27 protein-coding genes are annotated in these 25315 nt (G+C 66.0%); 10 read left to right on the forward strand and 17 right to left on the reverse strand.

What is annotated here, in order from left to right; translation table 11 throughout:
* Positions 1–6: 6 nt before the first annotated feature.
* Positions 7–717, reverse strand: coding sequence for a YceI family protein (locus ASD14_RS09375; protein ID WP_056132500.1), 711 nt, complete (start codon positions 715–717; stop codon positions 7–9).
* A 186-nt stretch (positions 718–903) separates the two neighbouring features.
* On the opposite strand from ASD14_RS09375, the gene ASD14_RS09380 reads away from it, so the two are divergent.
* Entirely contained in the window at positions 904–4527 is a 3624-nt protein-coding gene (locus ASD14_RS09380) for an ATP-binding protein (protein WP_082538883.1), read from the forward strand.
* A gap of 172 nt (positions 4528–4699) precedes the next feature.
* On the opposite strand, the gene hemE is transcribed toward ASD14_RS09380, so the two are convergent.
* The 4 genes from hemE to ASD14_RS09400 all read right to left on the reverse strand — a co-directional run bounded on the left by hemE (position 4700) and on the right by ASD14_RS09400 (position 8092).
* On the reverse strand, positions 4700–5776 hold the full coding sequence (gene hemE / locus ASD14_RS09385) for a uroporphyrinogen decarboxylase (protein ID WP_056133437.1): 1077 nt from the start codon (positions 5774–5776) through the stop codon (positions 4700–4702).
* A 174-nt stretch (positions 5777–5950) separates the two neighbouring features.
* Positions 5951–6205: a WGR domain-containing protein gene (locus ASD14_RS09390; RefSeq protein ID WP_056133439.1), complete on the reverse strand. Its 255-nt coding sequence runs from the start codon at positions 6203–6205 to the stop codon at positions 5951–5953.
* Positions 6206–6416: 211 nt separating this feature from the next.
* On the reverse strand, positions 6417–7544 hold the full coding sequence (aroB, locus tag ASD14_RS09395; protein ID WP_056133443.1) for a 3-dehydroquinate synthase: 1128 nt from the start codon (positions 7542–7544) through the stop codon (positions 6417–6419).
* Positions 7545–7549: 5 nt separating this feature from the next.
* Positions 7550–8092, reverse strand: a complete 543-nt coding sequence (locus ASD14_RS09400; protein ID WP_056132503.1) for a shikimate kinase — start codon at positions 8090–8092, stop codon at positions 7550–7552.
* Between the two features lie 97 nt (positions 8093–8189).
* Here ASD14_RS09400 and ASD14_RS09405 point away from each other — a divergent pair, with 97 nt between their 5' ends.
* From ASD14_RS09405 to ASD14_RS09420, 4 genes are all read left to right on the forward strand, one after another.
* Positions 8190–8393 carry a dodecin family protein gene (locus tag ASD14_RS09405; protein WP_056132507.1) on the forward strand — a complete coding sequence of 68 codons (204 nt, stop codon included), beginning with the start codon at positions 8190–8192 and terminating at the stop codon, positions 8391–8393.
* A gap of 91 nt (positions 8394–8484) precedes the next feature.
* Positions 8485–9087, forward strand: coding sequence for a pyridoxamine 5'-phosphate oxidase (pdxH, locus tag ASD14_RS09410; RefSeq protein WP_056133451.1), 603 nt, complete (start codon positions 8485–8487; stop codon positions 9085–9087).
* The gene (gene aac(6'), locus ASD14_RS09415) at positions 9060–9545 is read left to right on the forward strand and encodes an aminoglycoside 6'-N-acetyltransferase (protein WP_157475247.1); all 486 of its coding nucleotides are present in this window, start codon (positions 9060–9062) and stop codon (positions 9543–9545) included. Before pdxH ends, aac(6') begins: the two co-directional genes overlap by 28 nt.
* 3 nt (positions 9546–9548) lie before the next feature.
* On the forward strand, positions 9549–10337 hold the full coding sequence (locus tag ASD14_RS09420; protein ID WP_056132514.1) for a cobalamin-binding protein: 789 nt from the start codon (positions 9549–9551) through the stop codon (positions 10335–10337).
* Between the two features lie 4 nt (positions 10338–10341).
* On the opposite strand, the gene ASD14_RS09425 is transcribed toward ASD14_RS09420, so the two are convergent.
* From ASD14_RS09425 to ASD14_RS09435, 3 genes are all read right to left on the reverse strand, one after another.
* Complete coding sequence (locus ASD14_RS09425; RefSeq protein ID WP_056132517.1) at positions 10342–10839, reverse strand: DUF4426 domain-containing protein; 498 nt, start codon at positions 10837–10839, stop codon at positions 10342–10344.
* A gap of 8 nt (positions 10840–10847) precedes the next feature.
* Entirely contained in the window at positions 10848–11684 is an 837-nt protein-coding gene (proC, locus tag ASD14_RS09430; protein ID WP_056132520.1) for a pyrroline-5-carboxylate reductase, read from the reverse strand.
* A 102-nt stretch (positions 11685–11786) separates the two neighbouring features.
* Positions 11787–12467: a YggS family pyridoxal phosphate-dependent enzyme gene (locus tag ASD14_RS09435; protein ID WP_235565369.1), complete on the reverse strand. Its 681-nt coding sequence runs from the start codon at positions 12465–12467 to the stop codon at positions 11787–11789.
* A 169-nt stretch (positions 12468–12636) separates the two neighbouring features.
* Here ASD14_RS09435 and ASD14_RS09440 point away from each other — a divergent pair, with 169 nt between their 5' ends.
* Both ASD14_RS09440 and ASD14_RS09445 read left to right on the forward strand, forming a co-directional pair.
* Positions 12637–13674, forward strand: a complete 1038-nt coding sequence (locus ASD14_RS09440; RefSeq protein WP_056132523.1) for a type IV pilus twitching motility protein PilT — start codon at positions 12637–12639, stop codon at positions 13672–13674.
* A gap of 51 nt (positions 13675–13725) precedes the next feature.
* Complete coding sequence (locus ASD14_RS09445; protein WP_056132528.1) at positions 13726–14856, forward strand: PilT/PilU family type 4a pilus ATPase; 1131 nt, start codon at positions 13726–13728, stop codon at positions 14854–14856.
* A 147-nt stretch (positions 14857–15003) separates the two neighbouring features.
* On the opposite strand, the gene ASD14_RS09450 is transcribed toward ASD14_RS09445, so the two are convergent.
* The 6 genes from ASD14_RS09450 to ASD14_RS09470 form a co-directional block, all read right to left on the reverse strand.
* Positions 15004–15966, reverse strand: a complete 963-nt coding sequence (locus tag ASD14_RS09450) for a DUF72 domain-containing protein (RefSeq protein WP_082538885.1) — start codon at positions 15964–15966, stop codon at positions 15004–15006.
* 41 nt (positions 15967–16007) lie between these two features.
* Positions 16008–16160, reverse strand: coding sequence for a hypothetical protein (locus tag ASD14_RS16330; protein ID WP_157475249.1), 153 nt, complete (start codon positions 16158–16160; stop codon positions 16008–16010).
* Between the two features lie 63 nt (positions 16161–16223).
* Complete coding sequence (locus tag ASD14_RS09455) at positions 16224–16961, reverse strand: hypothetical protein (RefSeq protein WP_056132530.1); 738 nt, start codon at positions 16959–16961, stop codon at positions 16224–16226.
* Positions 16958–17917, reverse strand: a complete 960-nt coding sequence (locus ASD14_RS09460; RefSeq protein WP_056132533.1) for an aminotransferase class IV — start codon at positions 17915–17917, stop codon at positions 16958–16960. Before ASD14_RS09460 ends, ASD14_RS09455 begins: the two co-directional genes overlap by 4 nt.
* A gap of 40 nt (positions 17918–17957) precedes the next feature.
* Entirely contained in the window at positions 17958–18527 is a 570-nt protein-coding gene (locus tag ASD14_RS09465) for a DNA-3-methyladenine glycosylase I (RefSeq protein ID WP_056132538.1), read from the reverse strand.
* 1 nt (position 18528) lies between these two features.
* Positions 18529–20229 (reverse strand): Zn-dependent hydrolase, encoded by a 1701-nt coding sequence (locus ASD14_RS09470; RefSeq protein ID WP_056132541.1) that lies wholly within the window; start codon positions 20227–20229, stop codon positions 18529–18531.
* A 346-nt stretch (positions 20230–20575) separates the two neighbouring features.
* On the opposite strand from ASD14_RS09470, the gene ASD14_RS09475 reads away from it, so the two are divergent.
* From ASD14_RS09475 to ASD14_RS09485, 3 genes are read left to right on the forward strand one after another with little or no spacing between them, the layout of a single operon-like run.
* Complete coding sequence (locus ASD14_RS09475) at positions 20576–21142, forward strand: YqgE/AlgH family protein (protein ID WP_056132544.1); 567 nt, start codon at positions 20576–20578, stop codon at positions 21140–21142.
* A 13-nt stretch (positions 21143–21155) separates the two neighbouring features.
* Complete coding sequence (gene ruvX, locus ASD14_RS09480) at positions 21156–21617, forward strand: Holliday junction resolvase RuvX (RefSeq protein WP_056132548.1); 462 nt, start codon at positions 21156–21158, stop codon at positions 21615–21617.
* Between the two features lie 27 nt (positions 21618–21644).
* On the forward strand, positions 21645–22559 hold the full coding sequence (locus ASD14_RS09485) for an aspartate carbamoyltransferase catalytic subunit (RefSeq protein ID WP_056132551.1): 915 nt from the start codon (positions 21645–21647) through the stop codon (positions 22557–22559).
* Positions 22560–22586: 27 nt separating this feature from the next.
* On the opposite strand, the gene ASD14_RS09490 is transcribed toward ASD14_RS09485, so the two are convergent.
* From ASD14_RS09490 to mgtE, 3 genes are read right to left on the reverse strand one after another with little or no spacing between them, the layout of a single operon-like run.
* Complete coding sequence (locus ASD14_RS09490; RefSeq protein ID WP_056132552.1) at positions 22587–23030, reverse strand: hypothetical protein; 444 nt, start codon at positions 23028–23030, stop codon at positions 22587–22589.
* Positions 23014–23826 (reverse strand): prolyl oligopeptidase family serine peptidase, encoded by an 813-nt coding sequence (locus ASD14_RS09495; RefSeq protein ID WP_056132553.1) that lies wholly within the window; start codon positions 23824–23826, stop codon positions 23014–23016. Before ASD14_RS09495 ends, ASD14_RS09490 begins: the two co-directional genes overlap by 17 nt.
* Before the next feature lie 11 nt (positions 23827–23837).
* Positions 23838–25199 (reverse strand): magnesium transporter, encoded by a 1362-nt coding sequence (mgtE, locus tag ASD14_RS09500; protein WP_056132556.1) that lies wholly within the window; start codon positions 25197–25199, stop codon positions 23838–23840.
* Positions 25200–25315: the final 116 nt, after the last annotated feature.

The raw sequence follows: 25315 nt of genomic DNA on the forward strand, positions 1-25315 counted from the left end.
GAAGGACTACGGATTGGAAGAGGCGGGCGGGACGGGAATGGGTTCGCCTTCGGGTTGGCTTTCGGCCGGGTCGGTTTCGGCTGGCGTGCTTTCAGGCGGCTCGTTCCCGCTTGGCTCGTCGTCGACCTGGCCTGTCCGGCTGCGCACGGCTTCGGCTTCGATCAGCAGCTTCACCTCGTCGCCGATCACGCTGGGCCAGGCGTCGATCCCGAATGCCTTGCGGCTCAACGTCGCGGTAGCGGAGAAACCCGCTGTGCGGCGGAACGGCGGCAGCGGGTGGCGCTTGAGCGCATTGAACGTCACGTCCATGCATACCGGTCCCGTGACCCCGTGAAGCGTGAGGTCGCCGCAGGCTCTGGCATGGTCGGCGTCAATGGCTTCGACCTGGGTCGATACAAAACGGGCCTCCGGATAGCGCTTGCCGTCGAGCAGGTTGCCGGCCAGCGCGGCGGCATTCCATTTCGCATCGCCAAGATCCAGGCGCGTGAGCGGCACCGTAACGTCGAGCTGCGCATCGCGCCAGTCGTCGCGATCGAAACGGAGCGTGCCGGAACTGCCGGAAATGGCGCCCATCGCGCGTGAGAAGCCCGCGTGTTCGACCAGGAAGACGACGCGGGTATGCACCGGATCGAGAGCGTAGGTTTCCGGGCCGGCCGCGTTTGCAGCACCTGCGCACGCCAGGGAGCAGGCAAGGAGACAGCGGAAGCGGTTTGCCATGGGCGTGACCTGGACGGAATGCGACTGGATTCTAGGCTCGGGATCTTGAATGGCGATGTTTTGAACGGCGATCGGGCGACGCGGGCCCGAATTCGTGTGAAGGACGCTGCGACTTGCGGTTCGCCCCGGCTTGCCCGAGCCTAGTGCCGGGGAATGATCCGGGGGGATCGCATGGCAGGAGCCGGCATGACACGCGCCAGGAAGGCGTTCGCTACGCTCGCTTTGCGGCGCTGCATTGATGGCATCGCCGGCCGGGTCCTGCTCGCGGTGCTGCTGGCCGGCATGTCGGCGGCTGTGCATGCGGGCCTGCCGGAAACGCCGCGCCCACGGCAACTGACCGTGGCCGACGGGCTGCCGTCCAACCGGATCAACGGCATCGCCGAAGACCGCTCCGGTTATCTGTGGATCGCGACCAGCGATGGCCTGTCGCGCCACGACGGGGTCGACTTCCGCACCTGGCGCGTGGATCAGGGTCTGCACGACAACTTCATCTGGTCGGTGCACGTCGATGCGGGCAATCGCGTGTGGTTCGGCACGCACCAGGCAGGACTGGGCGTGTTCGACGCGCAGCGCCGCCGGTTCCGCTACTTCGACCGCAGCAACACGCCGGGCATGGCCAGCGACGACGTGTGGTCGGTCGTGTCGACGTCCGACGGCGTGGTCTGGTTCGGCACCGCAGACGCCGGGCTCTACCGCATAGGCGGTGATGGAAAAACCGTCACCCGCTTCATGCCGCGCGCAGGCGATCCCCGCAGCCTGCCGCACGCGGGCGTGGGCCAGCTCGTCGTCGCGCCGGAGGGAACCCTGTGGATCGGCACGCAGGGCGGTGTCGCGCGATGGACCGGACGCGACTTCGAGCGTGTGCCCGCCGATGCATTGAATTCGCCGGTGGTGAACGGCCTGACGATGGAGCGCGATGGCACGTTGTGGATCGCGACGCCGAACGGGGTCAGCGTTCGCCGGCCGGACGGAACGTACTCGAAGTCGCCGTGGGCGGCGCTCGCGGGCGATACGAAGGTGCTGCACGTGCTGAGGCATGATCGCCGCGGGCAGTACTGGTTCGACGTGCCTGCTGGCCTGGGCATCAATGGCGAGAGCGCAATCGAATCCGTGCCGCTGTACAGCACGGTATCGAGCGGACTCGTGCGGCCGGCGTGGATCGGTGCGCACGAGGATCGCGAAGGTGGTCTCTGGTTCGTGAGCTACAACAACGGGCTGTGGTACCTGCCGGCGAACTGGCGGCGGTTCTCCGTACTTTCGCGGCGCGTGGACGACACCACGTCGATCGCGAATGCGCATGTTCGCGGCATCGCGCCTTCCGCCAGTGGACACATGTGGCTGGTCGGGACGGGTGGGGTGCTCGATCGACTGGATCCGGAGACCGGCCAGGTCGCGCATGTCGCGCGCGATGTCGGATCGGGTTACGTGCTCGCCGATGTATTCGAGGATCGCCGCGGCCACGTCTGGGCGAGCTGGCAGGAAGGATTGGCGCGCATCGACCCGGCCTCGGGCAGCGTGACGCGCTGGAACCGCTCCGATACCACCGATGGCACGTTGTTCGGCGAAGCACGCTTCGCGCAGACGGCGGACGGAACCGTGTGGCTGGCGACCGACCATGGCGTGCAGCTCCGCGATGAAGAAGGACGCGTGCAGCTTTCGTTGAAGGGCGGCGAGAGCGGGCTGCCCGCGGACTTCTCCATAGAGCAGATCGGCCGTGGTCCCGATGGTGCGCTGTGGCTCTCCGGTTCGAACGGATTGCTGATGTGGAATGGCGGTTCGCGCCGTTTCGAACCCGTGCCCGGAACGCCTCGCGGGCATGTTTTCGGCTTCGCCAATGGCGAAAGGGAAACGGTCTGGCTGGCACGCTTCGGTGCGGTGGAGTCGTATCGCTGGGATGGCGCATCGCTGGCGCTTGTGTCCGGCATCGATACGCGCAGCAGCTTCCCCGCGATCGAACCCAGTGGGCTGGTCATCGATATCGCCGGAAACGTCTGGCTCACCAGCGTGCGCGGGCTCATCCGGGTGAATCCGGCGGAGCGTTCGGTGCGCATCTACGGGGTGCACGATGGCCTGCCGGGCCAGGAATTCGAAGACGCGCCGGTCGTCCGACCCGGCGATGGCCGCATTCTCGCCGGTGCGACCGAAGGGCTGGTCATCTTCGATCCCGCCGCCGTGCGCGAACGCAGTACGCCACCGCGCCTGGTGATCGAATCGATCGGCGCGTTGCGTGGCGAGGAACAGGTGTCCTTCTCGCCGGATGCCCCGATCGGATTGGCGCACGACGATCGTGAAGTCCGCATCGTCGCGCGACTGCTGTCGTTCAACGATGCGCGCAACCACGCCTATCGCTTCCGTCTCGATGGCTATGACGCCGGATGGGTGGAGACGGGTGCGAGCGGCGAGCGCATCTTCTCTCGCCTGAAGCCCGGGCATTACCGCCTGCAGGTGCAGGCGCGCGCGGCGGACAACGTGTGGTCGCCAGTGCAGACGGTCGCGTTCGATGTGCAGCCGCCGTGGTGGCGCGCGGGTTGGGCAACGATGGCGTTCCTGCTTGCGGGCACAGTCGCCGTGCTGTCGCTCGCGACGCGCTATCGCGACCGCGTCCGGCGCCGCCATGCATGGCAGATGGCGAAGCAGAAACAGGACCTCGTGGAACAGGCCTCGGAGGCGAAGACCCGCTTCCTCGCGACGCTCGGGCACGAAGTGCGCACGCCAATGACCGGCGTGCTGGGCATGAGCGAACTGTTGCTCTCGACGCCACTCAATCCGCAGCAGCGCGGTCATGTCGCGGCCATCCGCGGAGCGGGCGAGCACCTGCTGCGACTCGTGAACGATGCCCTCGACCTTGCGCGGATCGAATCCGGAAGGCTCGAACTCGCCGACGAGGCCTTCGACCTGCACGCGTTGATGGACGAGCTCGCCGGCCTGGTCGGTCCGCTGGCGAAGCAGCGCGGCCTCGCCTTCGCCTCGGCGATCGCGGACGACACGCCGCGTCACGTGCGTGGCGACGTCGCGCGCGTGCGGCAGATACTGCTTAACCTGCTCGGTAACGCGGTGAAGTTCACGGAGCGCGGGACCGTGTCGCTGCGCGTGGCGAAACTCGCGCCGCAGGGGATCTGCTTCGAGGTCGTCGACACCGGTCCCGGGCTGAATGCCGAGCAGAGATCGCGCCTGTTCCGCCGCTTCGAACAGGCCGAAGGCGCGCGCACCGCGGCACGCTATGGCGGTAGCGGACTGGGGCTGGCCATCAGCCAGGAACTCGCCGCCGCAATGGATGGCCGGATCGAAATCGACAGCACGCCGGGCGAGGGCACTCGCTTCAGTGTTGGCCTGCCATTGGAGACGGTGGCGAATCCATCAGGGCGCGAAGATGTCGGCGAAACGGATGCGCCGGCGCCACGCAGCTTCTCGCTGCTGCTGGTCGAGGATGATCCGACCGTGGCCGACGTGCTGACGGGCCTGCTGCGTTTGCTCGGTCATCACGTCGTGCACGTGCCGCACGGCCTGGCTGCGCTCGCAGCGGTCGCAACGACGCCGTTCGACGCCGCGCTGCTGGATCTCGACCTGCCCGGCATGGATGGCCTCGCCCTCGCGCGCCAGCTCCGAATCCAGGGCTTCACGCAACCCCTCATCGCCGTTACGGCGCGAGCGGATGCGGGTGCCGAGCCCGAGGCGATCGAAGCCGGTTTCGATCATTTCATCCGCAAGCCGATGACCAAGGCGATGCTGATGGCGCTGCTGGAGCAGGCAATCCCCACGGATGGGCGCGTGCAGGATTCGTCGTGGCCGGCGGAGGTTGTTTCGATCTGAAGGCTTGAGACCGGTGGATTAACCGGTCGCATCACCATTCCGTCGTTCGGCGAAGCGCTTTGCCATAGCCGAAGGCGGGTCAAGTCGGGATCCATTGATTTTACGGTCGCGTGCTTTCCGCCTTACCCACCACGCAAAAGCAGAATGGTCCAAGGGAATGACGCGGGCCGCCTCAGCGCCTGCTGAGCTCATGCACCGCATCGACCAGCACGGCGACATGTTCGGGCTTCATGTCCGGCGACATGCCGTGACCAAGGTTGAAGACATGGTTCTCGCGTGAACCGCCGTTGCCGTCGCGGTAGCTGTCCAGTGCGCGGCCGGCTTCGCGGCGGATTGCATCGGGTTCGGCGTACAGCGTGACCGGATCGAGATTGCCCTGGATGGCGACCTTGCCGCCAGCGCGGCGTGCGGCATCGCCGAGATCGATCGTCCAGTCGACGCCGACCGCTTCGGTACCGCTTGCTGCAAGTTCTTCGACGTACGGCGCATTGCCCTTGCCGAACAGGATCAGCGGTGCACGTTGCGCGCCTTCGCCGCGTGGCAGTTCCCGGGCAATGCGCTGCAGGTAGCGCAACGAGAATTCGCGATACATCGAGGGCGACAACACGCCGCCCCAGGTGTCGAACACCTGCAACGCCTGCGCGCCAGCCTGGTGTTGCGCCGCGAGATACGCGATCACCGCGTCGGTGACCACGCCGAGCAGCTTGTGCATCGCTGCCGGCTCGTTGAGCGCGAGCGACTTCACCTTCGAATAGTTGTCGCTGCCGCCGCCTTCGATCATGTAGCAGGCCAGCGTCCAGGGCGATCCGGAGAAGCCGATCAGCGGCACGGAACCATCAAGTTCACGGCGGACCGTGCGCACCGCATCCATCACGTAGCGCAGGTCGGTTTCCATATCCGGCACGCCGAGGCGGTCGATGTCGGCAGCCGAGCGGATCGGGCGCTCGAACTTCGGACCTTCGCCCTCTGCGAAATACAGGCCCAGGCCCATTGCATCGGGCACGGTGAGGATGTCGGAAAACAGGATCGCCGCATCAAGCGGAAAGCGGCGCAGCGGCTGCAACGTGACTTCGCAGGCGAGTTCCGGATTCTTCGCCATCGCCAGGAAGCTGCCGGCCTGGGCGCGCGTGGCGCGATATTCCGGCAGGTAGCGGCCGGCCTGGCGCATCAGCCAGACGGGCGTGCAGTCGACAGGTTCGCGGCGGAGCGCGCGGAGGAGGCGGTCGTTCTTGAGTGGAGTGGGGGACATGAGGTCAGCCTTGTTGTTCTTATGTATGTCGGGCACGGCTGGGACGGTTATGGCCGCAGTGCCGGGGAAGCCCGTCAGTTTGTCATCGTCGGCCGCCGGCGCGGCATCATTTTTCACAATGGATTCGGGTCAACCGCGGGCCTCCCTCTCTGCGCTCGCGATGACGGCAGGAAACTACTTCGGCGCTTCGACGCCCTGGGCAAACATCAGTTGGAAGCCGCGCTTGAGCTGCTGGTCCCGCGCATGTTCCAGCGCGGCGAGCGCGGCGGACTGATCGAGGAAGACCTCGCGCCGTACCGTGCTGCGGCCGCCGATCTGACCGGTTTCACGCACCAGTTCCCAGCCGCCCAGCAGGTCGGGTTGCAGCATCAGCTGCACGAAGCGCGGGGCTTCGTGGCCTTGGGGTCGTTGTTGCAGGAGCAGGCGCATGGGACGCGCATTGTAAAGGGGCCCCAGGGGATCAGGACGTGCCAGGCTGAAAAACGCGCCGCCGCGCGTTGTCATGGCGAACTACCGGTCCATCGCTGGAGAGGATCCTCGGGCGTGGCTGCCTCTCGTAGCGTGCGCTTTACGCACGACCGTTTGGCGCATCCGGACCATCCATCGTTTGCGCAGCGCACACCGCGGCATGCCGCGACCGTCAACGGGCCTCGAGCACCGCGCGGACCGTGCCTTCATCAACGCCCGCCACTACACGCGCGCTACCCGCGCCATCCCACAGCACGAAGCGCAATCCCTGCGCATCGGCCTTCTTGTCCAGCCTCATGCGGGCAATCAGGGATTGCGCGTCCAGCCCGCCAGGCACGGCCGTGGGCAGGCCAAATCGTTGCAGCAACGATTCGAGCCGCTCCGCATCTTCAGCAGGCGCGAGACCGAGCACCGTCGACAGCCGTGCGGCCAGCACCATGCCGACCGCCACCGCTTCGCCATGATTGAGCGCATCGCGGCCGGTGCCGGCGTATCCCTGCGCGGCCTCGATCGCGTGGCCGAACGTATGGCCGAAATTGAGCAGGGCGCGATGGCCGCGCTCGTACGGATCGCGCGCGACCACATCGGCCTTGAATTCGCAGGATCGCGCGATGGCTTCGGCGAGTGCGGCATCGTCGCGCGCAAGCAGCGCGTCGGCGTGGCGATCGAGCCACGGCAGGAAATCCGCGTCGAAGATGGCGCCGTACTTGGCGACTTCGGCGAGGCCCGCGCGCAGTTCGCGATCCGGCAGCGTGCGCAGCATCGTGGTATCCGCGACGACCGCGCGGGGCGGATGGAAGGCGCCGACGAGGTTCTTGCCCTGCGGCAGGTCCACCGCGGTCTTGCCACCGACGGACGAGTCGACCATGGACAGCAAAGTCGTCGGCAGCTGGACGCAGTCGATGCCGCGCATCCAGCACGCGGCCGCGAAACCGGCGAGATCCCCGACAACGCCGCCGCCCAGCGCGATGACCACGGCATCGCGCGTGGCGCCGAGCGTGGCGAGCGCATCGAGGCATTCGCCGAAGCGGGCCAGGGTTTTTTCCTGCTCACCCGCGGGCATCACCCACTGCGCCAGCACCATCTGCGGCTTCGCGGCATGCAGCAGGGCTTCGACGCGCTCGGCGTACAGCGGTGCGACATGGCTGTCGCTGACGACGAGCGCATGCCGGCCACGCAGCACGTCCCGCAGGCGTTTGGCATTGCCCGCGTGCGCAGGGTCCAGCAGCCCAGGACCGATGGTGATCGCGTAAGGCGCATCGCCCGCGACGTCGACGGTGCGAAGCGCATCGGTGTGCAACAGGTTCATGCGGCAGCTCCGAGGCGTTGCCAGTGGCGGGCGAGCAGGTCGGCCAGTCGCGCGGAAGCAGAGTCGATGTCGAGATCGTCCGCATCGAAGGCCAGGTCCGCGACCTGCGCATACAGCGGCGTGCGAATCGCAGCGAGTTGGCGCAGCACCTGTTCGCGATCCGGGCGCGCGAGCAGCGGGCGCGTGTGATCGTGTGCAAGCCGCGCGAGTTGCTGCCCGACGCTGGCCTGCAAATGCACGACGAAACCGCGTTCGCGCAGCAACGCACGATTGTCGCCATCGAGCACCGCGCCACCGCCGGTGGACAACACGATGCCGTCTTCCTGCAGCAGGCGCGCCAGCACCGCGCTCTCGCGCCCACGGAAGCCGGCTTCGCCTTCACGTTCGAAAAGCTCCACCACGGTCGCGTTGCTCTCGCGCTCGATTTCCCGGTCCGCATCCACCAGGCGCAGGCCGAAGCGCGCGGCCAGGCGCTGGCCAATGCTGGTTTTACCGGCGCCCATGGGGCCGACGAGGATCAGGTTGCTGGCCGGATTCATGGCTTCGATTGTAGCCGCGGTCTTAACAAATCGCGGCGTAGCTTCGGGTTTCCGCGTCTCCGCATTCCGCGGCGCACGGCACTCCAGGGAGAAGACCATGTCCGTAGCCAAGATCATCGAACTCAATGCCGCCTCGAAGACCAGCATGGAAGACGCGGTGAAAGCCGGCCTGAAGAAATGCGCCGAGTCGGTCAAGAACATCAAGGGCGCATGGGTCAACGAGATCAAGGTGGTCACCGATGACGGCGGCAACGTGGTCGAGTGGCGCGTCAACCTGCGCGTGAGTTTCGTGGTCGAGTAGGGCGGCATTGCGGGACAACGGCCGCCGTTACGCGGCGGTTGCGCAGGGCCGGTGGGCGCGTCTCCACTGGCCCGCCCTTTACAATGGCGGCATGACGACCGCCGCTCTCTACGCCGAAGCACTCGCCACCTTCGACCAGCTCTTCGACGAAGCCGCGCCTGCGGGCGAGCCCGACCGCACGGCAATGACCGTCGCCACCGCCACGCTCGACGCACGGCCTTCGGCGCGGATCGTGCTGCTCAAGGCCCACGACGCGCGCGGCTTCGTCTTCTACACCCATCTCGATGGCCGCAAGGGCCGCGAACTCCAGGCCAATCCGCACGCCGCGCTGCTGTTCCACTGGCCGCGCGTGCGCAATGGCGTGCAGGTGCGCATCGAGGGTGCCGTCGAAATCGTCGGCGACGCCGAGGCCGACAGCTACTTTGCCAGCCGTCCGCGCGGCAGCCAGCTCGGTGCATGGGCGTCGAAGCAGTCCGAGACGCTCGAATCGCGCGAAACCTTCGACGAACGAGTGCACAAAGCCGAAACGGAATTCGAAGGCCGCGACGTCCCGCGCCCACCACGCTGGAGCGGGCTGCGCGTGAAACCGGAACGGATCGAATTCTGGTTCGGTGCGGAATTCCGCCTGCACGAGCGTTGGTTGTACGAGCGCAATCGCGCGGGCGAATGGACCAAGCGGATGTTGTATCCGTGACATCGCGATGGCAGGTCCGCCGCGCTGCTGAAGCCGATGTCGGCGCGTGGGCCGAACTGCGCGCCGCCTTGTGGCCGGAAGACGATGCGGCGTCGCATGCCGTCGAACTCCGCCGCGTCCTGGCGCAGCCGTGCGGGACGATTGGTTTCCTGGCCATCGACGCGGATGGCCGCGCATGCGGTTTCGCCGAGGCCGCGTTGCGCCGCGACTACGTGAACGGCACCGGGAGCTCTCCGGTGGGTTTCCTCGAGGGCTGGTACGTCGTTCCCGAAGCACGGGGCCGAGGTGCCGGTCGTGCGCTGGTTGCCGCCGTCGAACAGTGGACCCGCGAGCAGGGGTGTGCCGAACTGGCTTCCGACGTGCTGCTCGACAATCAGCCCGGCCATCGCGCGCATGTCGCCTGCGGTTTCGAGGAAACCGAACGCGTGGTGTATTTCCGCAAGCATCTTTCCGGTTGAGCCATGGGCCCGCAACGCATCGTCTGCCTCACCGAAGAACCCACCGAAGTGCTGTACGCGCTCGGTGAGCAGCATCGCATCGTGGGTATCAGCGGGTTCACGGTCCGGCCTGCAATCGCGCGCAAGGAAAAGCCGAAAGTCAGTGCATTCACGTCGGCGAAGATCGACGAGATCCTGAAGCTCAAGCCCGACTTCGTGATCGGCTTCTCCGACATCCAGGCCGACATCGCCGCCGAGCTGATCCGCCGTGGCGTCGAGGTCTGGATCAGCAACCACCGGTCGGTTGAAGAGATCCTCGACTATGTGCGCCGTCTTGGCGCGCTCGTGGGCGCGGTGGACAAGGCGAATGCCTATGCCGACGAGCTGCAGCGCGGACTTGCCGACATCGGGCGCGCCGCCGCCAGCCTGCCGCGCCGGCCGAAGGTCTACTTCGAGGAATGGGACGAGCCGTTGATCACGGGTATCCGTTGGGTGGCCGAGCTGATCCGCATCGCTGGAGGCGACGACGTTTTCCCGGAACGCGCGACCGAGTCGTTGGCGAAGCAGCGGATTCTCGAGGACGGCAGCGAGGTGGTGCGGCGCGCGCCCGACATCGTGTTGGGATCATGGTGCGGCAAGAAGTTCCGCCCGGAAAAAGTCGCCGCACGCCCCGGTTGGGACGCCATTCCGGCCGTGCGCGATGGCGAGCTGCATGAAATCAAGTCGCCGATCATTCTCCAGCCCGGTCCCGCGGCGCTGACCGAAGGCGTGAGCGAGATCGCCCGCATCATCCGGGCCTGGGCCAACGCCTGAAGTTTCAGTGCGGATAGAACTCGCGACTGAATTGCATCGTCGATCTCGCGCCGCCTTCGCGCACGATGCTGATGTCGAATCGCAGGGTATCCGGCAAGCTCGTTTCCACCGTGCCGACGTAATCGAGCAGAGCCTGCCCTGGGCCTGTCGACGGGTCGCCGCTGCGCAGTTCCCGCAGCGTGACCGGTTGCCGCTGCCCGCTGAGGTTGGTGACGGTTGCGGTGATGTCGGCGGGCAGGGCGATTTCCTGCGCATCGGATCCCTGGCGGACACCGACCAGCAGCATGACGGTACGGTCGTCGCGTGCGATGCCGTACTGGCGGGCGACTTCCGCCGCGAGCGTCGAGGTCTGCAGTGCGGTCGCGCGAATGGTGATGTCGCCGATGCGGCTGACGGTTTCCTGCTGGGTGGCAGGCGCAGTGGGCGCGGGCGTCGGCGCACTTCCGCCACCGCAGCCGCACAGCACCAGGAGACAGGAAGTCGCGATCAGGATCCGGAACATGGCGTGCCTCAGTCGTTGGCGGCCGAAAGCTGGCGTCCACGCTCAGTGGCAGCGTGAATCGCGTGCAGGACGAGATCGGCGAAGCCGCCAGCTTCGAACTGTTCGATCGCCGCCTGCGTGGTGCCGCCCGGGGAAGTCACCCGACGCCGCAGTTCGGAGGGCATCTCGTCGTTCTCGACCAGCATGCGCGCGGCGCCCAGGATCGTGTGCTGCACCAGGGTACGCGCTGCCTCGCTCGAGAGGCCCTCGGCTTCGGCCGCCGACTGCATTGCCTCGGCGAGGAGAAATACGTAGGCCGGGCCACTGCCGGACACTGCGGTCACTGCATCCATCGACGGTTCGTCCTCGATCCACACGTTCCGGCCCGCGGCTTCCAGCAGGTCCGCGGCTTGTTCGCGTTGCGCGGCATCGACGCGGCCGTTGGCGAACAGGCCGGTCACGCCGGCGCCGAGCAGGGCCGGCGTGTTCGGCATGGTGCGAACCACGGCGAGACTGCCTCCCAGCCACCGCTCGAGCTGCGCAGCGGTGATGCCGGCGGCAATGGAAACGATCAGAGGGCGAGTCGCCTGTGCCGCCGGGGCCAGCGCTTCGCAGACGGCGCGCATGACCTGCGGCTTCACGGCCAGCACCCAGGTGGTGGCGTTCGCCGCTGCCGTCGCGTTGTCGGCGAAGACATGGACGCCGAAATCGCGCGTCAACGAGCCACGCAGTTCCGCCATCGGTTCGGCCACCCGGATCGATGAAGCGGGTACGCCGCGCGCCACCAGTCCACCGATCAGGCTGCGGGCCATGTTGCCGCCGCCAATGAAGGCGACGGGACCGGATGCGAAGGAGTTTGCGGTCATCGGCGCGGATGAATCATTCAGTGGAAGTCGGGGCATCGTAGCTCGCGCGGCAGGGGCTCGCGAAGCTGCTGCGTCCGAGCCCGTTGTTCAGGTGGGGAATGCTCAGTTCTTGCGGGGACGCGCGCCGAACAGTGCCGTCCCCACGCGCACCAGGGTCGCGCCTTCGGCGATGGCGATCTCGAGATCGTCGCTCATGCCCATCGACAGCGTATCGACGTGCGTATGCGCCGCCGCAAGCGAATCGAATAATTCACGCGCGCGCCGGAAGGCGGGCCGCCGTGCTTCGACGTCCGCATGTGGCGAGGGGATCACCATCAGTCCGCGAAGCATCAGATTGGACTGCGCGGCGATCAGCGCGGCCAGCATTGCGACTTCGTCCGGCCGGCAGCCGTGTTTGCTGGCTTCATCGTCGATGTTCACCTGAATGAGCACATTCAGCGGAGATCGCCTCGCCTCCCGGTACTTCGCCAAGGCGTGCACGAGCCGCTCGCGATCCACGGTCTGCACCCAATCGAAGCGTGAAGCCGCTTCCTTCGCCTTGTTCGACTGAAGATGGCCGATCAGATGCCATTCCAGCCCGATATGCGCGAGCGAGGCCTGCTTGGCTGCCGCCTCCTGGACGTAGTTTTCGCCGAACGCGCGCTGCCCGAGGCCCGCCAACGTGGCCACGGCATCCGCAGGCTGGGTCTTGCTGACCGCCAACAGCCGTGGGACTGGCCGCCCCGCTGCTTGGGCTGCGTTTTCTAAACGGTGCAGGATCTCTTGCAGGGCGTGCGTGAGCACGTTCGCAGTTCTCGGGTAGGGCCCGGAAAAGGGCTCGAAAGGGCTGGTTTTTTGGTGCAGGCTGGGGGCTATACTGCCTCACGGGGCATAAGCGTTCCAGCATTCTGCCGGTACGTAGCAACATCATCATTCCGGTTTACCGGACCACTTGCAGTGCAGGGGAGCACGCATGGATATCGCCGAACTGTTGGCGTTCTCGGTCAAGAACAAGGCGTCGGACCTGCACCTGTCGGCAGGCCTGCCACCGATGATCCGCGTGGACGGCGACGTTCGCCGAATCAACATTCCGGCACTGGACCACAAACAGGTCCACGCGCTCGTGTACGACATCATGTCGGACAAGCAGCGGCGCGACTACGAAGAATTCCTCGAAGTCGACTTCTCGTTCGAGATCCCCGGCCTGGCGCGCTTTCGCGTCAACGCGTTCAACCAGAACCGCGGTGCCGGTGCGGTGTTCCGTACCATTCCTTCCGAAGTGCTCACCCTGGACGACCTGGGTTGCCCGCGCATCTTCAAGGAACTGATCGACCAGCCGCAGGGCCTGATCCTGGTAACCGGCCCGACCGGCTCGGGCAAGTCGACCACGCTGGCGGCGATGCTCGACCACATCAACAAGAGCGAATACGCGCACATCCTCTCCGTCGAGGACCCGATCGAATTCGTCCACACTTCGCAGAAGTGCCTGATCAACCAGCGCGAAGTGCACCGCGACACGCACGGCTTCAACGAGGCGCTGCGCTCGGCGCTGCGCGAAGACCCCGACTACATCCTCGTCGGCGAATTGCGCGACCTGGAAACCATCCGCCTGGCGCTGACCGCCGCGGAAACCGGCCACCTCGTGTTCGCAACCGTGCATACCTCGTCGGCCGCGAAGACCATCGACCGCATCATCGACGTGTTCCCCGCCGGCGAAAAGCCGATGGTCCGCTCGATGCTGTCCGAATCGCTGCGCGCCGTGATCTCGCAGGCGCTGCTGAAGAAGGTCGGCGGCGGCCGTACCGCGGCCTGGGAAATCATGGTCGGCATTCCAGCGATCCGTAACCTGATCCGCGAGGACAAGGTGGCGCAGATGTACTCGTCGATCCAGACCGGCCAGCAGTACGGAATGATGACCCTCGACCAGCACCTGCAGGACCTGGTCAAGCGCGGCCTGATCCTGAAGCCGCAGGCCCGCATGTACGCCAAGGACAAGCGGTTGTTCGACTGATCGCCCGATCAGCATGAAACACAGCAGAACACCTCCGCAGGGAGCTAACGCATGAGTACCATCGACTTCACCTCCTTCCTCAAGCTGATGGCGCACCAGAAGGCGTCGGACCTGTTCATCACCGCCGGCATGCCGCCGTCGATGAAGGTCAACGGCAAGCTTTCGCCGATCACGCAGAACCCGCTGACGCCGCAGCAGAGCCGCGACCTCGTCCTCAACGTGATGACGCCGAGCCAGCGCGAGGAGTTCGAAAAGACCCACGAGTGCAACTTCGCGATCGGCGTCACCGGCGTCGGGCGCTTCCGCGTGTCGTGCTTCTACCAGCGCAACCAGGTCGGCATGGTCCTGCGCCGCATCGAGACCAAGATCCCGACGGTCGAAGAGCTGAGCCTGCCGCCGATCATCAAGACGCTGGCGATGACCAAGCGCGGCATCATCATCTTCGTCGGTGCGACCGGTACCGGTAAGTCGACTTCGCTCGCCGCGATGATCGGCTACCGCAACATGAACTCGACCGGCCACATCATCACGATCGAAGACCCGATCGAATTCGTGCACAAGCACGAGGGCTGCATCATCACCCAGCGCGAGGTCGGCATCGACACCGACAGCTGGGACAACGCACTGAAGAACACCCTGCGCCAGGCGCCCGACGTGATCATGATCGGCGAGGTGCGCACCCGCGAGGGCATGGACCACGCGATCGCGTTCGCCGAAACCGGTCACCTGGTGCTGTGCACGCTGCACGCGAACAACGCCAACCAGGCGATGGACCGCATCATCAACTTCTTCCCGGAAGACCGCCGCGGCCAGCTGCTGATGGATCTTTCGCTCAACCTGAAGGGCGTGGTCGCGCAGCAGCTGATCCCGACCCCCGACGGCAAGGGCCGCCGCGTGGCGATGGAAATCCTGCTTGGCACCCCGCTGGTGCAGGACTACATCCGCGATGGCGAGATCCACAAGCTGAAGGAAGTGATGAAGGAATCCGTGCAGCTCGGCATGAAGACCTTCGACCAGAGCCTGTTCGAGCTGTACCAGGCCGGCGAGATCAGCTATGAAGATGCGCTGCGTTACGCCGACTCGCAGAACGAAGTTCGCCTGCGGATCAAGCTCGCCCAGGGCGGCGACGCGAAGACGCTGTCGCAGGGGCTGGATGGTGTCGAGGTGGCGGAAGTCCGCTGATCCTCGCCACCGGCTGCCCGGAAAAGCCAGGCATTCGCCTGGCTTTTTTGTTGGAACGCGCGAGCCAGCTTTGTAGAGCGGAGCTTGCTCCGCTGCTCTGCTTCGTAGCGCCGGGGTGCGATGCCCGCAGCACCGGTCAGGCCGGCGCTACGGACGCTTCTCAAGCCGGCCAAACACCTGCATCGACCGCGGCGGTTCCGCCTTTGGTGTCGCCGGCACACCGCGCGCAGTGACGTCGTCGCGCAAGCCCAGTTTCATGGCGAGCGTCTGCGCATCGAACGGCGCGTGCACCTTGGCGTCATTGTCGAAGTAGCAATAGACGTCGCGCGACGCGCGCCGCCGCGGCTTTAGCGAGCTGGCCTTGCGGGCGTCATCGGGCTCCGCACCGCGTGACCACGCGTCGATGCGCCGAGCCCACAGGTCCAGCGCTTTGTCGGTGTAGCCGCTCACGTACAGCTCTTCATCGCCATGCAGGCGGATGTAGACGAAGTCGGCGGTGACATCTTCCAGGAGCGGCCAGCGCCCGGCGGTGTCGGCGACGACGAGGGCGACGTCGTGCCGGCGCAACAACCGCACGAACGCGTCGTCGCGGAAGCTTTCGTGCCGGATCTCCACGGCATGCCTTAGTCGTCGGTTCGCCTGCGTCGGCAACGCGGTCCGGCCGCTCATCCGCGAGCGGTCGCGCTTGCGCGCAAGCTCCAGTGCCGTGTCCGTGTCCTTCGGCAGGTGGGTGAAGAAGTTCTCGAAGCGTTCTTCATCGAAACGGAAGTTCGGCGGGAACTGCCAGAGCATCGGCCCCAGCTTCGGCCCGAGTTGCAGCACGCCAGAGGCAAGAAAATTGGCGAGCGCCGTTTCGTACTCGCGCAGCCTGAGCAGGTGGGTGATGTAGCGCGGGCCTTTTACCGCGAAGACGAAGCCGGGTGGGGTCTCGTCGTGCCAGGTTTTCCAGCTTTTCGGGGACTGCAGCGAATAGAACGAGCCGTTGATTTCGATCGTCGGGAATACGCCGGACGCGAATTCCAGTTCGCGCCGCTGCTGCAGCTTTTCCGGATAGAACACGCCGCGCCATGGTGCATAGCGCCAGCCCGAGATGCCGATGCGAATGGCCATGCGTGAAGCATGGCGGCGCGATGGTCGGCGACTCGTGAGCGTCAGCCGCGGCGCTTGAAGAACTGCACTTCGCGCTCGTGCTGCTCGGCGGCTTGGCGTGTCGGGAACGTGCCCAGGTTGCGGCGCTTGCCGGTGCGCGGGTCCTTCTTGCGTGAATACAGCCGATAACCGCCGCTGGGGAGCTTGCGGATCATGGTGCTGCTCCGTAGTGGAACACCGCCATGAATGCAGGGATGCCGTGACGACGCCGTCGTCCTTCAGGACGAGAGTTTCACCCGCAGCGCGTGCAGCCGCTCGTAATGCGGACGGCATTCCTCCGCGACTTCGGCCGCCGCGCCGGAGAGTTCGATCTCGCGTGGTGCCGGCGCTTCGAAGCCCGTCGATTCCCAGACGTGCGCGTACCAGTGTGGCGCCCAGATGCCGTCGCTCGCCCGCGGACCGCGTGGCCAGCGCAGCATGCGTGGGGTGAATTCGATGCCCAGCCATGCACAAAGTGCGCGCAGATGCGCTTCCGGCGCCCGCAGGAAATCGCCCGAATCGATGACCGGCGGCGGTTCGCCGGACGCACTCAGCTCCTCGTAGAGCGCGACCTGCTGCGGCAGTCCGATGTCCTGCGCCGTGACCGAGGCGCGCGACTTCACGTAGGAGGCAACGACCTCGCGCGGATCGCGGATCAACAACACGTTGCGCAGCTGCGCGATCCAGCCGTGGTCGATGTGCGCGAGCAGGTGGTGGGTCATGTGTTTCTGGTACCACACCGGCTGCCCTTCGGGCGCGGGGCCGGTCAATGCCGCAACGACCTTGCGCCAGTCGGTTTCGCCTTCGGCAATGACTTCGTCGTGGCCCGGATGGTCGAGTCCGGTATGGGCAAGGTAATGCGCATACAGCGGCTCGTCGGTCACCACGCAATCCTCGCGATTTTCCCAGGCGCGCATCATCGCCGTGGAGATGTTGCGCGGCCCGGACCACATCGCGACGCGCACCGGTGTGCTCATTGCGAAGCGCTCACCCGAAGTCTTGCGCGCGCTTCGGCATCGCGGGCAATGAGGCCGCGGTAAAGCGACTGCAGACGTTCGACCAAGGGGCCGCGTCCGTCGCGAATGCGGCGGCCGTCCACCGTGTGCACGGGAACCACGCCCGCGAAGGTGCCCGTCACGAAGGCCTCGTCGGCGCCATATACGTCGGTCAGGCTGAACGATTTTTCGAATATCGGAATGCCCGCTTCGCGGCACATCGCGATCACGTTGCCGCGGGTGATTCCGCCCAGGCAATACTCGCCGGTCGACGTCCACACCTCGCCCTTGCGCACGATGAAGAAATGGGTCGAATTGCAGGTGGCGACGAAGCCATGCGGATCGAGCATCAGCGCTTCGTCCGCGCCTGCGGTATAGGCCTGGATACATGCAGTGATGCAGTTGAGCTTGCTGTGCGAATTGAGCTTGGGGTCCTGCACGTCGGGGTACCCGCGGCGCACGTGCACGGTGAACAGCGATATCCCACGCGAAGCCGTTTCGGTCGAAGCGGCCTTGTATTCGGGAATGATCACGATCGTCGCCGGGCCGATCGTCACACGCGGATCCTGGTAAGGCGTGCGCTTGACGCCGCGCGTGACCATCAGCCGGACATGTACGCCGTCGCCCCGGATGGCGTGGTCATCCATGCCGTTCGCGGCGAGCGTGGCGTAGATCGCCTCGGTAAGTCCGGCGCGGTCCAGTCCGATGTCGAGCATGATCGCCTTCGCGCCTTCGAACAGGCGGTCCAGGTGCGCATCCAGGAAGGCCGGATGCCCGTCGACCACGCGAAATCCCTCCCACACACCGTCGCCGAGCACGAAGCCGCTGTCGAAGACCGATACGACCGCTTCGTTGCGAGGCTTCAGCGCGCCGTTGATCCAGATCCGGATGTCCGCGTTGCGCGGGTCGTCGGCTGAGTGCTGCGTACCCTGGGTCATGCGCGATTCCTCCGCGATTTCGGTGCTTGGATTGGTGCGATCAACCTTGCTGCGGCCAAGCCAGGTTGCGCCACGGCGGATTCAACATCGCGATGCGCGCGAACACCGGGCAGTCCTCGCGATGCGTGCCGGGCAGGTAGCCGAGGCTCATCAGGAATTCATTGGTGATCTCGCCGCCGGTGAAGCGGAAGGTCTTCTTGAACAGCTTCACCCAGCCGCTCTTGTCGCGGGGCTCGTTCCCGTCCATCACATTCGCATCGAGCCAGCCAGCGAAACTGCCGTGCGAGATGCGCAGCCGCTGGATCACCTGCGCGTTGTGGATCGCGGCGTCGACCTTGAGGCGGTTGCGGATGATGCCGGTGTCCGCCAGCAGCCGTTCGCGGTCGCGCTCGCCATAAGCGGCCACGGCATCCACGTCGAAGCCCGAGTACGCGTGGCGGAATCCCTCGCGCTTCTTCAGCATCGTCTCCCAGCTCAGGCCCGCCTGGTTGATCTCGAGGATCAGGCGTTCGAACAGCACCGCTTCGTCGCGGCTCGGGAAGCCGTATTCGGTGTCGTGATAAGGGCCATGCAGCGGATGGCCCCTCGCAAAATCGCAGTAGCCCGACATGTCACTGCATGGCCGGCGTCGCGTACTGAGTCAACCCGAGCACGTCCAGGCCCTGCTCGAAGCGCACGTCGACCGGGATCTTCGCGTCCTTGAGCTTCGCGAGATCCGAGGCCAGTTCAGGCTTGATCACGCCCAGCGCCTCGGTCATGCGCGCGGCCTCGGCATAGTCGCCGTCGCCCTGCACGGTGAGCAGCTTCGCGCTCAGCGAATTCATCGCGGCGCGCATCTTGTCGAAGTCGACACGATAGCGGCCGTCGGCGTCGCGACTGAACGCGCCGGCATCGGCGAAGTAGTTGAAGCGCAGCATGTTGGCCTTGCCGTGCGCGTCGGCAGCCCCGAAACGCACCGAGCGCAGGATTCCCGCGAGGAAAGTGACGTAGCTGTCCATCAGCTTGTCCTTCTCCATCTCGCCCTTGTTGCTGAGCGCATCGATCATGTACAGGCCGAGGATGTCGGCCTTGCCTTCCTCGAAGCTGGAGGAATATTCCTTCAGCGCTTCGTCGACCGTGCCCTTGCCGTCGAGTGTCTTCTTGATGCCGAGGCCGTGGGCGACTTCATGGAACATGGTGTCGGCGAAGAACGCGTCGAAGGTGACGTTCGCCAGCTGGTCCTTTGCGATCAGCTGCTTCGCGATCGGCAGGAGGATGGCGTCGAACTTCGCCTTCATCACGTTTTCCAGCTGCAGGCGGCGCGTGCCCTTGGCGAGCTGGACTTCCTCGTCGTTGGGCAGGTTGATCGCGATGGTCTTGGCGCCGACGTTCGCATCGCCTGCGTAGTAGACGGCCTCGTATGCGTTCAGGTCGGCCTTCGCGCCGGGTTTTTCCGCCTTGTACTTCGCGTCGACGGGCAGGCCGCGCTGCAGTTCGGGGAGGAAGGCCGCGTAACGCGCGAGCTTCTGGCTCCATTCGGTGTCCTTCACCAGGACCAGTCCTTCGTACGCGGCCTTGTAGCCGAACAACTGGTCTTCGTAGGTCTCGATCGGACCGATCACGATGTCGACGGGATTGGTCTTCATGTCCATCCACGCCATGTCGCTGGCGCGGAAGTCGTCGGTCAGCAGCGCATCGGCGCGCATCCGCAGGTAATCGGCGAAGGACTTGTCGCCGCTGAGTTCGGCGGCTTCCCGCAGCAGCGCGGCGGTGCGCTCGAGCTCCGGTTTGTATTCGACGTGATACGGCACCGTAACCAGCTTGCCGGCCGCATCGCGGCGGAGCAGCGTGTAGTTGGACGTCTTGCCGGGGAGGTCGGCGGCCTCGAATTCTTCCTTGGTCATGTCGACCGGATAGAACACGCCGCCCGGCGGGCGTGGCTTGATGTTCGCGATGAAGGGCGTGTCCTCGTTCAGCCGGTCCCAAGGGCCGAAGTTGATGTCCACCAGTTCGCGCGTGGCATCGTCGGGCGCCTGGGCGAGCAGGGCCGCGCGATCGCCGCGCCAGCTCTGCTTCCAGGTGAGTTCGTTCATGACATCGGCGGCCTGCACGAGCTTGGCGACCATGCGTCGCGTGTTCTCGTCGAGGCGCGAGAGATCGGCCTTTAGCGGCACCACGGCGTAGTCGCCTGCGTGGGCCTGCGCGTACGAAACTGTGGGCTTCGCGTCGCTGTTGGGAGTCGCGGTTTCCTGGGCGGCCTGTGGCTTGCACGCGGCGATTGCGAGGGCGGCGAAGCAGGCGAGGGCGAGCGGACGAAGCTTCGATGCGGTCATGGCGAATGCACGGAATGGTCGGGAAAGCCGCCATCCTACGCCCGGATGCCAGGCCTTCGTCATCTGGCGCGAAGGGCCTGTTAACGCTCTGCGGATAGGTCGCGCCGAGCCAGCCAGCGTGCGAGGCGTATGTCGATACGCAACTGAGCGATGACGCCGCATCGTGCGCTGGCTGGCTCGGCCCTCCGGGTTGCTCCTCAGTGGCCGCCATGCGGCGCCGCGCGCCTTGACCTTGCAATGAGCAAGGCGCTGCGGCACGCAACACCACCTGACGGCCACTGAGGAGCAACGCGACCTATCCGCAGAGCGTTAACAGGCCCTAGAGCCCTCGCGCTAGAATGCCCACATGCCCGTGATGCCCGAGCCCCTGACGAACCAGCTGCTGATCGCGCTGCCGGCGCTGTCGGAAACCAACTTCTCGCGCAGTGTCGCGCTGATCTGCCAACACGACGACGATGGCGCGATGGGTATCGTGGTGAACCGCCGTTCCGAATACACGCTCGGTGAAGTGCTCGGGCAGATGGGCGTCGAAGGTGGTACCGAATCGCTGCGCGCGCAGCCGGTACTGGCCGGCGGGCCGGTGCATCCGGAGCGTGGTTTCGTGCTGCACGATGGCGGGCCGCGCTGGGATTCGACGCTGGCGATCACCGACAAGCTCTTCCTCACCACCTCGCGCGACATCCTCGAGGACATGGCGCGCGGCGCCGGTCCCGACAATGCGATCGTCGCCTTGGGCTGCGCCGGCTGGGGTACGGGCCAGCTCGAACACGAGCTCACCGAGAACGACTGGCTGACGGCGCCTGCCGATGCCGAACTGCTGTTCTCCGAGCCGCTGGAATCGCGCTGGCAGGCCGCGGCCGGGCGCATCGGCGTCGACTTCGCCCATCTGGCCGATTACGCCGGGCACGCATGAGCGACACGCTCGCATGAACATCCGTCGCGACGGCACCGTGCTCGGCTTCGACGTCGGGGCCCGTCGGATCGGTGTAGCGGTCGGCAGTGCGTTCGGTTCCGGTGCGCGCGCGCTGGCGGTCATCGACGTGCATGCGCATGGTCCCGATTGGGCGTCGATCGAGCGCCTGCGCAAGGAATGGCTGCCGGACGGATTCATCGTCGGTGATCCGATGACGCTGGAAGGCGGCGACCAGCCTGCACGTGCACGTGCGCATGCGTTCGCGCGGGAGCTGGTGTCGCGGTTCAAGCTGCCGGCGGTGCTCGTGGACGAACGCGCGAGTTCGATCGAAGCCGCGCAGCGCTTCGCCAGCGATCGCGCCGAAGGACGCAAGCGCCGCCGCGACGCCGAAGCGCTCGATGCGGTCGCCGCCGCGGTGATCGTCGAACGCTGGCTGGCGGCACCGCAGGACGGTACGGAAATTTCTCCCGGCTGACCGCCGGCAACTTCACCCATTTCACCCATGACCGAAATGAAGCACCTGCTCACGCTGGACAAGCTGCCGCGCGCCGAACTCGAATCCGTCCTCGACCGGGCCCAGGCGTTCGCCGATGGCGCGCAAGCGCGAGATGCACTGGCCGGCGTGGCGGTATGCACGTTGTTCTTCGAGCCTTCCACGCGCACGCGCCTGAGCTTCCAGCTGGCGGCGCAGCGGCTGGGTGCGCATGTGCTGAACTTCGATGCGTCGACGTCTTCGACCACGAAGGGCGAAACCGATCTCGATACCTTCCGAACCATCGAGGCGATGGGCGTGCGCGGCTTCGTGATCCGCCACAAGGTGGACGGTGCCGTCGAAGCTCTGGCGAATGCAGCAATGCCGGGCGTCGCGCTGCTCAATGCCGGCGATGGCCGCAGTGCGCATCCGACCCAGGGCCTGCTCGACATGCTGACGCTGCGCCAGGCGAAGGGCCGGGACTTCTCGAAACTGAAGGTGCTGATCGTCGGCGACGTGAAGCATTCGCGCGTCGCGCGTTCCGACCTGCATGCGCTGCGCACGCTGGGCACGGGCGAAGTGCGCGTGTGCGGCCCCGCATCGCTGCTGCCGGACGACGGCACACTGCGGGGTTGCGTCGTTACGCAGGATTTCGATGCGGCGCTGGAAGGCGCCGATGCGGTGATGATGCTGCGCATCCAGCGCGAGCGCATGGAAGACGGGCTGATCGCATCGCTCGACGAATATCACCGCGACTTCGGGCTCACTGCTTCGCGCCTGCGCCGTGCTGCGCCTGAAGCCGTGGTAATGCATCCGGGACCGATGAACCGCGGTGTCGAGATCACCGATGAAGTGGCCGATGGACCGCAGTCCCTGATCCTGCGCCAGGTAAGCAACGGCGTGTTGGTGCGGATGGCGGCGCTGGAAATGCTGCTCGCGCGGTAACCCGCTGCCGCTGTCGGAGCTGCCGGATTACGGACGGTCAGGAATCGAGAGTCCCGGGCGTTCATCGTCCCACGCCAGTGCACTGATCCACCAACGCCCAGCAAGTCGCACGAACTGCAGGTTCTTGATGCCGCGCTTAGCGAACGCGACGCCGTCGAGCATGCCGGACTTCTCGTAGACGCTGCAGCGCCCGGCGATGTTGCCGCAGGCCCATGTCTGCGCCGCGGTTTCCTTTTCGGTAAAGCCAGTGAGGCGGCCATCCGTCAACAGTGGCCTGCGTTGTGCGATGAAGGCTTCCAGGTCCTGCACCTGCGCATCGGGGTCGACCGCCTTGGCGATGACGCACCCGGGCAGGAACACATCGCGAAGTCCATCGAGATCGGGCACTGCGCCATTCGCATTGCCGAAGGCCGCGTACAACCGCGCGCTCAAGGCATCGAGCGCGGTCTGGTCATCAGCGCTGGCGCGCATCGGCCGCGTTCCGGCGCTGTGCGAACAACCATGGCCACATTTCCGGCGTCGCGTAGGCTGCATCCCATGAATTGTGGTTTGCGTCGGGGAACTCGGTGTAGCGCACATCGGCGCCAGCGCTCTGCAACGCCGCATATATGCGGCGGTCATCATCGGGCGGGACCACATCATCCTTCGCGCCGTGGAAGATCCACATCGGCAGGTGGCGAAGCCGGCGTGCAAGCGTCGCGTACGGATCGGATTCACCGGCGAGCGGCGTGACGAAGAGATTCAGGCGCTCTTCGCGCGGCGGCAGCAAGGCGCCGCAGATCGGCACCAGCGCTGCGAAACGCTGTGGTTCCCTCAATGCGATCTCCCAAGTGCCGTAGCCGCCCATCGACAGGCCGGTGAGATAGGTGCGGTCGCGGTCGCCATTGAATTCTTCCGTGGCGTGTTCGAGTTCCGCGAGGGCGAGCGCGGCGGTTTCACCTTTCCAGTCGCGATCTTCCGGCGCCTGCGCAAACACCACGATGGCAGGGAACTCCGCGCTGTGCGCGCGCACGTGCGGACCAAGCCCCACGTGCACCTGCTTGTCGCCATCGCTGCCGCGCTCGCCCACGCCATGCAGGAACAGGATGACCGGTGGTTTGCGGCCTCCCGCGTCGCGCGCGGGAACGAATACCCGATAGCGGTGGGCGACGCCATCGACAGTGAGCTCGCGCTTCACGAATACGCCGGTGTCGCGTCCTGTGGCAAGTGTGCTGCATGCTCCGCAGGACAGAACGGCGCAGGCAAGGAGGAACCGGAGCGCGCGCATGCGATGTGCCTTCAATGCAGGAGGATGATCGTCGCCAGGCCAAGGAACGCCAGGAAACCCATGACGTCGGTCACCGTCGTCAGGATCACGCCTCCGGCCAGCGCCGGGTCGAGCCTCATGCGCTTGAGCGTGAGGGGAACAAGCACGCCGGCGCTTGCCGCGAACAGAAGATTGAGCGTCATCGCGATGCCGATCACCAGCGCGAGCATGGGGTCGCGGAACCAGGCCCAGGTAGCGAGCCCGACGATGCTGCCAAGCGCAACGCCGTTCATGGCCGCGACGCGCAGCTCTTTCCACATCAGCGTCTGCACGTTGGAAGCGCCCACCTGGCCGAGGGCCAGGCCGCGCACCATCAACGCGAGCACCTGCGTTCCCGCGTTGCCGCCCATGCCCGCGACGATCGGCATCAGCACTGCGAGTGCAACGATCTGGTCGATCGTGCCCTGGAACTGGCCGACGACGCTGGATGCCAGGAATGCGGTGCCGAGGTTGATGCCGAGCCACACGATGCGCCGGCGCCACGCGCGCGGAACGGGCGAGAACAGGTCCTCGTCCTCGTCGAGACCGGCGGCACCCAGTGCCTGGTGTTCGGCCTGGTTGCGGATGATGTCGACGACGTCGTCGATGGTGATGCGGCCGAGCAGGATGTTGTTGTCGTCGACCACGGGCGCGGAGATCCAGTCGTGGTCGGAAAACTGGCGTGCGACTTCGTCGGCGGATTCATCGACGCCGATGGCAGGCTGCTCGTCGTCGACCAGCTGGTTGATCGGCGTGCTGGGTTCGCGCGTGAGCAGCGACTGCAGCGCGATGCGGCCGAGATACTGGTGCCGGCGGCTTACGACGTAGAGATGGTCGGTGTGGTCGGGCAGTTCGCCGCGCAGGCGCAGGTAGCGCAGCACGACGTCGACGGTGGTGTCGGTACGGACCGTCACCACGTCGGGATTCATCAGGCGGCCGGCGGTGTCCTCGTCGTAGGAGAGCACCTGTTCGAGGCGCTCGCGGTTCTCGCGGTCCATCGACTTGAGGACTTCGTCGATGACGGTATCGGGCAGGTCCTCGACGAGGTCGGCGAGATCGTCGATGTCGAGGTCCTCGACCGCCGCGACGATTTCGTCGGGGTCCATTTCCGCGAGCAGGCTTTCGCGCACGTCGTCGCCGACGTGGACGAGCACTTCGCCGTCGTCCTCGGCATCCACCAGGCCCCAGACGACGGTGCGCTTGGCCGGTGGCAGCGATTCGAGGAGGTTGCCGATTTCGGCCGGCGAGAGCGTGTTGACCAGCCGACGTACCGGGCCGAGACGACCGGAGTCGAGCGCGTCCGACAGCAGACGCAGCTGGCGCGCGGTCTTGTCGTGGCGGACGGCTTCGGCCATGGATACTCCGGCTGGCATGAGCCGCATCCACGAGGATGCGACCGGGCTTTATGCGTTCATGCGCGCATTATGACGAGGCGGGGCGAGGCTGCCCACCCCGGAGTTGCCGGATTGCC

Origin of the sequence: Lysobacter sp. Root494 (genome assembly GCF_001427225.1) — a bacterium.
Classification (GTDB): domain Bacteria; phylum Pseudomonadota; class Gammaproteobacteria; order Xanthomonadales; family Xanthomonadaceae; genus Agrilutibacter.